Source organism: Corallococcus llansteffanensis (genome assembly GCF_003612055.1).
Taxonomy (GTDB): domain Bacteria; phylum Myxococcota; class Myxococcia; order Myxococcales; family Myxococcaceae; genus Corallococcus; species Corallococcus llansteffanensis.
This window is the reverse complement of the sequence record NZ_RAWB01000644.1, coordinates 1-5245: the sequence shown is the minus strand read 5'-3', so window position 1 is coordinate 5245 and position 5245 is coordinate 1. Positions and strand designations below refer to the sequence as shown.

Sequence of the window (5245 nt, the reverse complement as noted above, 5' to 3'; positions counted from 1 at the left end):
CCGTCCCCCCGTGTCTTCGACCCCTGCTCCGGTCGCCGGGCCCACCGTTCGCGTCCCCACGCCGCCCATTGGCGGGGGAGGGCTGCCCACGGCCACGCCCCTGTCCCCGGCGGCCGCGGCGCGCAGCCCCGGCAAGGGGGACCCGTTCGCGGAGCCTGCGGAGCCCCGGCTGCCCATGGGCGGCTCTCCTGAGGAGAAGCTGGAGTTCTTCCGCGGCATCCTGAAGCAGAAGACGGAGACGCTGGCCCGGGCGCGCGCGCTGTACGCGGAGCGCGAGGCGGAGCTGGCCCCGCTGCGGGCCGCGCTGGAGAAGGCGCGCAAGGACGCGGCCACGGCGGGCGTCCCGGGACGGCAGCAGGCCCAGGACGAGCAGCGCGCGCAGCTGGCCCAGGCGAAGATCGCCGCGCTGGAGGCGGAGCTGGCGGCGTCGGAGGCGGACCGCCGGGACCTGTCGCGCGCGCTGGCGGAGGTGGAGTCGGAGGTCCCCCGGCTGACGGAGGAGCTCCAGGTCGAACGCGAGTCGCGCGGGTCCATGGCCGAGGAACTGGTCGGCGCCAAGGAGGCGCTGGGGCTCGCGCAGGACCGGGTGGCGGAGCTGGCCGCCGGCAAGTCCGAGGCCCAGGGCGCGCTGGAGGCCGTCCAGGAGCAGTACCAGTCGGTCCTCGGGGACGTGGAGCGGCTGACCGCGGAGGTCCAGGCGCTCACCACGGAGCGCGACACGCTGTCGCTGCGCACCAGCCAGTTGGAGACAGCGCTCGCGGAGGCGCAGGGCACGCTGGGCACGCTGGAGAGCGAGAGCGACTGGTCGCGCAGCTCGCTGGAGGAGGCGCACACCCGCGCGAAGCAGCTGGAGGAGGAGCGGGACGCCGCGCGCCGGCAGCTCGCGGTGGTGGAGGACGGGCTCCGTTCACTCCAGACGCAGGTGACGGAGCTGGAGCGGACGCTCGCGCTGAAGGACGCGGACGCGGTGGGTCTGCGCGCCGCGCTCACCGCGCGCACGGCGGAGGCCGCCGAGCTGCCCTCGCTCCGGAGCGCCCTGGAAGGCCGCGCCGCGGAGGCCAGCCAGGCCCTGGCGCGCGTCCGTGCGCTGGAGGCGGAGCTGGCCCAGGCGCGCGAAGGGTCGCGCTCCGAGCTCGAGGCGGCGGAGGTCCGGGCGCGGATGGCCGAGTCGGAGCTGGCCTCGCTGCGCGAAGTGCTGGAGGCGGCCGAGGCCGAGCAGATGTCGCTGCGCGACCGGATGGAATCGGACGCGGCGGCGCTCGGCGAGGCGGTGCACGAGGCCGAGGCGAAGGTGGCGGAGCTGACGGCCCAGGTGACGGCCGCGCACTCCGAGCGCGAGGAGCACGCGCAGCAGTTGGCCGCGGTGGAGCGCAAGGTGGCCACCACGCAGGCGGAGCGCATCGGCTTCTCCGCGCGCGTGTCCATGCTGGAGACGGCCGCGGGCCAGCGCGAGGCGGAGCTGCAGCGCCTGCAGGCCCTGGTCGCCAAGGCGCAGGAAGAGCTGTCGCTGGAGCGGGCCCGTCGTGAAGCGGTGGAAGCCGAGGCCGCGGACGCCCGGGTGAACGCCGCCGAGGCCGAGGCCCGCGTGGACGCGCTGGCGGCGGGGCAGGGCGGACAGCGCGAGGAGCTGGCGTCCCTCGCCGAGCAGCTGGAGGCGGCCCGCGCGGAAGCGGACAAGGTGGACCGGCTCCATCAGCGCGTGAAGATGGTGGAGGGCGCGCTGGAAGCCTCCGAGTCCAAGCGCCGCGTCGCGGAAGCGCAGGCCGCCCGGGTGAAGGACCTGGACGCCGCGAAGGCCGCGCTGGAGGCGAAGCTGTCTCAAGCGACCGCCACGCTCCAGGCGGAGCAGGCCGCGAAGGCCACGCTGGAAGCAAAGCTCAGCCAGTCCGGCGCCACGCTCCAGGCGGAGCAGGCCGCGAAGGCCGCGCTGGAGGCTCGACTCAACCAGGCCAGCGCCACGCTCCAGGCGGAACAGGCCGCGAAGGCCTCACTGGACGCGAAGCTCACCCAGTCCGGCAGCGCCTCACAGGGGGACAAGGCCGCGCTGGAGACGAAGCTCGCGCAGGTCACCGCCGCGCTCCAGGCGGAGCAGGCGGCCCGGCAGGTGCTCGAAGCCCAGCTCGAGGAAGGACCCGCGCCGGGCGCGGGCGTGCCCGCTGAATGGGCCCAGGAGCGCGACCAGCTCAAGGCGGACCTGGCCTCCATGAAGCGCAAGCTGATGGCGGCCGAGGCGGCGCTCGAATCGGCCGCCAGCACCAAGGCGAAGGTGGCGAGGCTGGAAGCGCAATTGAAGGCCCTGAAGTAGAGGTTTCCTCTCCATGTCCTTCGCCGCGCCCACGGATCCGCTGACGGGCATGCAGGCGGCCCGCTTCGGGCTCTACCTGCACTTCCCGTACTGCCTGGCCAAGTGCCCCTACTGCGACTTCGCGGTGGCGGTGGCGCGCCAGGTGCCGGAGGAGCGGTACGCGAACGCGGTGCTGGCGGAGCTGGACGCGCGGCTGTCCGCCGACCCGTCGCTCCGGACGAAGCCGCTGGAGTCCCTCTTCCTGGGCGGCGGCACGCCGTCGCTGTGGCACCCGCGCTACGTCGCGCGCGTGCTGGAGGGAATCGCCGCGCGCATGTCGCTCGTCCCGGGCCTGGAGGTGTCGCTGGAGGGCAACCCGGAGCGCTCGGACGCGGAGCGCTTCGCCGGCTACCGCGCCGCGGGCATCAACCGGCTGTCCCTGGGCGTGCAGTCCTTCCAGCCGGAGACGCTGAAGGCCCTGGGCCGCGCGCACGACGCGGCCATGGTGGAGGGCGCGGTGGCGGCGGCGCGCAAGGCGGACTTCCCGGTGGTGGCGCTGGACTTCATCTACGGCGTGCACGGCCAGACGCGCGCGCAGGTGGAGGCGGACGCGCACCGCGCGGTGGCGCTGCAACCGGAGCACCTGTCCACCTATGCGCTGACCGTGGAGCGCGAGGTGCTGGCGGAGGACACGCCCCTGTCCAAGCAGCTGGCGCGCGGAGAGCTTGCGCTGCCGGAGGACGACGACGTGGTGGCCATGGCCCGCACGGTGCGCGACGTGTACGGCGCCCACGGCCTGTCCCGCTACGAGGTCTCCAACCACGCGCGCCCCGGCTTCAGCTCGCGGCACAACGCGCTGTACTGGACGGGCGGCGAGTACCTGGCGCTGGGCGTGGGCGCCACGGGCATGCTGCTGGCGCCCGAGGCCCACCGCTACGTGAACCTCCGGAGTCCGGAGGCGTACCTGCGCGCGGTGGAGGAGGGCCGGGTGCCGGAGGCGAGCCGCGAGGCACTGGGTCCGGAGGAACTCTTCGCCGAGCGACTGAGCATGGGCCTGCGCCTGGTGTCGGGGGTGGACTGGGAGGCCGTGTGTGAGCGATACGGCCAGCCCGTGGAGCCCCGGCGCGCGGAGGTGGAGCGACTCGTGGCCCATGGCTTCGCCACGCGGGACGGGCGCAGGCTGGCCCTGACGGAGCGTGGCGCGGACGTGCACAGCGCCATCTGTGCGCGGCTGCTCTAGGCGACCGCTGGGAAGCGGTCGTGGTGGATGAGGAAGGACGTTCGAGCGTGCTGACCAAGTGGATGTTGTGGATGGGCCTCACGATGCTGACGGGCAGCCCGCTCGGGTCCCTGGCGATTCTGGCCGTGGTGCTGTTCGCGGCGGACCGCTTCACCCTCCAGGTGCTGCCCAGCCCCGTGCGCGCCCTCAAGAAGTGGCAGCGCGCCGGAGACCTGGCCGGCACCATCCTCACCAACACCCACGACCGCCGCGCCCGCGCGGAGCTGGCCGACATCCGCCTGGGCCAGAAGCGCTACCAGGAAGCGGTGGACCTCTTGCGCCCCAACCTGGACGCGGGCGACGACGACGTGGACACCCTCTACCTGCTGGGCGTGGCCTACCTGGGCGCGGGCGAGGCGCCCAAGGGCGAGCTGCTGCTCGACGAGGCCGCGCGCCTGGACGCCGACTACCGGCAGGGCGCCATCGACCTGGAGCGCGGCCGCTTCCGCCTCCTGCACGGCGACCTCAAGGGCGCGCGCGAGGCCCTGGAGCGCTTCCTCCAGGTGCGCCAGGGCTCGGTGGAGGGGCGCGTGCTCCTCTCCCGCGTGCTGGCGAAGGAGGGCCTCGCGGCCGAGGCGAAGGCGATGCGGGACACCGCCTGGCGCGAGTACACCGTGGCGCCCCGCTTCCAGCGCCGCCGCGACCGCTGGTGGGCCTACAGGGCGCGCCCGTCCCGCCCGCTGGCGTACGCCGCCGTGGCCCTGGTGATGATGGGCGTGGGGGCCTACGCGACCCGCTACCTGCCCACGCAGGCGCTGCCCGGGGGCTACCAGCGCTACCAGGATGGGTCCTACGATGAGCCCTACGCTGCGGATGACCTGGGCGGGGACGACGCGGAATAGCCCGCGCGAGGCCCGCTCCCGGGCTCCTCGCACGCCGCCACGAGGTCCGCTCCGCGCATGTTCCCCCCACCGTCCCAGGTGCTGCGCCAGCGGGAGGGAACGCTGGCGGACACGCCCTTCCCGCTGCTCCTGCACGCGCTGATGGTGGAGGAGCGCACCTGCACGCTGGAGCTCAAGGTGCGCCAGCGCGAGAAGCGCATCACCTTCGAGGATGGCGCGCCGGTGGCGTGCCACTCCAACCTCCTGCACGAGACGCTGGGCAAGTACCTGGTGGAGAAGGGCCGCCTTACGGAGGCCGACTACCAGAAGGCCCTGGGGGAGAGCGTGTCCTCCGGCCTGCAGATGGGCGCGCTGCTCGTGCAGAAGGCGCTCATCAGCCCCTTCGACCTCTACAAGCAATTGCAGGCGAACCTGGCGCACAAGCTGCTGGACTGCTTCCGCTGGACGGAGGCGCGCTACCGCCTCATCTCCGACGTGGAGTCGCCGGACGCCACCGTGCGCGCCAACAGCGCGCAGCTCATCCTCACCGGCGTCTCCACCGTGCTGCCCTTCGACGCCGTCACCACGCACTTCACCTTCACCGACGACCGCCGCTTCGGGCAGATGCCCGGCGTGGAGTCCGCGCCCAAGCTGTCCTCCAAGGACGCGCGCCTCTTCCAGGCCCTGCGCCAGCGGCCCACCTTCAACGAGCTGCTGGAGCGCACCGGCTTCGACATGGAGTCCGTGCTGCGCAGGCTCTACGCGCTGTGCCTGCTGGGCGTGGCGGGCTTCGTGGAGGACGTGGACCAGAGGGCCGACGAGGTCGCCGCCCGGGCCCCGCACGTCCCCGAACCCGTCGCC

The 5245-nt window shown here is 73.8% G+C and carries 4 protein-coding genes; all 4 read left to right on the top strand.

Annotated features, from left to right (window positions below; translation table 11 throughout):
• The coding region (locus tag D7V93_RS37190; protein ID WP_120647856.1) for a plectin 1 isoform 8 at positions 1–2305 on the top strand (2305 nt) is incomplete at its 5' end.
• A 13-nt stretch (positions 2306–2318) separates the two neighbouring features.
• Positions 2319–3524: a radical SAM family heme chaperone HemW gene (hemW, locus tag D7V93_RS37185; RefSeq protein WP_120647854.1), complete on the top strand. Its 1206-nt coding sequence runs from the start codon at positions 2319–2321 to the stop codon at positions 3522–3524.
• A gap of 50 nt (positions 3525–3574) precedes the next feature.
• Positions 3575–4405 carry a hypothetical protein gene (locus D7V93_RS37180; protein WP_244237732.1) on the top strand — a complete coding sequence of 277 codons (831 nt, stop codon included), beginning with the start codon at positions 3575–3577 and terminating at the stop codon, positions 4403–4405.
• 57 nt (positions 4406–4462) lie between these two features.
• Positions 4463–5245 (top strand): DUF4388 domain-containing protein (locus tag D7V93_RS37175; RefSeq protein ID WP_147451539.1); only part of this gene is annotated, 783 nt, incomplete at its 3' end.